Genomic DNA, 1,297 nt, shown 5'->3' with positions numbered 1-1,297 from the left:
GTCGAAATGGGCAGACATCGAATGCCATACCCAGCGGACTTCCGGGCCCAGATAGTCGAACTGGTGAAGTCCGGACGTACGCCTGAGGACCTTGCGCGCGAGTTCGAACCGACCGCACAGACGATCATCAACTGGGTCGCACAGGCCGATCGTGACGTCGGTGTGCGTTATGACGGACTGACCACGGCCGAACGGCAGGAGCTCACGCGGTTACGTCGTGAGAACCGGCAACTGAAGATGGAACGGGACATTCTCTCGCAGGCGGCGGCCTGGTTCGCGCGGGAGACGGGAGCCGTTCCGCCGAAGGGCGGTATGGATTCATGAGAGCGAACCGGGCCTGCTGGCCCGTTGCCAGGATGGCGCGGCTGCTCGGTGTTTCCACGAGCGGCTTCTACGCGTGGCTGGCACGCGCACCATCGCGCCATGCATGCAGTGATGCGCAACTGCTGGCGCGCATCCGTACGCTGCACACGAGCTCGCGCGGCACGTATGGCGCACCACGTGTGCATGCGCAACTCGCGCGTGAAGGCGTGCACGTGGGACGCAAGCGGGTGGCGCGCGTGATGCGCATGGCAGGGCTTTGTGGCGCAAGCCGGCAGCGCTGGCCACGTACCACGCCACAACGCGCGGGGGCACGGCGTGCGCCGGACCTGGTGCGCCGGCACTTCAGTGCTGAAGCCCCGAACATACTGTGGGTGGCCGATGCGACCTACATCCCGACCGGCGAGGGGTTTCTGTATCTCGCCGTGGTGCTTGACGTATTCAGCCGCCGCATCGTCGGCTGGGCGATGTCGAACCACCTGTACACCGAACTCATGTTGCGCGCACTGGACATGGCGTTGCATCAGCGACGCCACGAGGGTGTCATCCTGCACTCGGATCAGGGGTGCCAATATACGTCCATTGCCTTCGGGCGGCGCTGCCGCGAAGCGGGTGTGCAACCGTCGATGGGGACGGCCGGCGACGCCTACGACAACGCGATGTGCGAATCGTTCTTCGGCACGCTCGAAGCAGAATTGCTCTCGCGCGAACACTTCGCGACCCACGAACAGGCACGGCGGCGCCTGTTCTGGTTCCTTGAAGGTTGGTACAACGTACGCCGCCTGCATAGCAGCATCGGCTACTGTTCGCCGCTGGAATTCGAAAACCTGAACGCAAAAAGGCAAACCGCGTCGCCTTGCGGGTTGCCCACCGGCATGATCGAGAGAGGCGACCCGCCGCCCGCCCGTGGACAACCCGCGATTCAACGCTTAACGGAGGCTAGCTCACATCAAATCTCTAACTGCAAATCCGTCCG

The 1,297-nt window shown here is 63.9% G+C and carries 1 pseudogene; it reads left to right on the top strand.

Annotated elements, in window-relative coordinates:
* Nucleotides 1-6: 6 nt before the first annotated feature.
* A pseudogene (locus tag H3V53_RS43050) lies at nucleotides 7-1,181 on the top strand (IS3 family transposase); the annotation flags it as partial.
* Nucleotides 1,182-1,297: the final 116 nt, after the last annotated feature.

Source organism: Paraburkholderia bengalensis (assembly GCF_037126505.1).
Taxonomy (GTDB): Bacteria; Pseudomonadota; Gammaproteobacteria; order Burkholderiales; family Burkholderiaceae; genus Paraburkholderia; species Paraburkholderia bengalensis.
The sequence above is the reverse complement of the archived record's forward strand: the minus strand, read 5'-3'. Positions and strand labels throughout refer to the sequence as shown.